The 217-nt window shown below is 63.6% G+C and carries 1 protein-coding gene; it reads left to right on the forward strand.

Features of this window, described 5'->3' with window-relative positions:
- On the forward strand, positions 1-217 hold a 217-nt coding region (locus tag RRF55_RS28980), incomplete at both ends, for a methyltransferase (protein WP_439419445.1).

Below are 217 nucleotides of genomic sequence, written 5' to 3' on the forward strand. Positions count from 1 at the left end.
TCCCGCGTTCACCCATAGGCGAGCTGATTGAAGACCGCTTCGAACCCTGGCTGGCCCAGCCGCCGGCACGCATCCTCGACCTGTGCACCGGCTCCGGTTGCATCGGCATCGCCTGTGCCTATGAATTCCCCGAGGCCGAAGTGGTGCTGGGAGACTTGTCCTTCGAAGCCCTGGAAGTGGCGAACCAGAACATTGAGCGCCATGGCGTCGACGAGCG

The sequence above is a fragment of the Klebsiella sp. K47 genome (assembly GCF_051858335.1).
In the GTDB taxonomy this organism is placed as follows: domain Bacteria; phylum Pseudomonadota; class Gammaproteobacteria; order Enterobacterales; family Enterobacteriaceae; genus Klebsiella; species Klebsiella pneumoniae.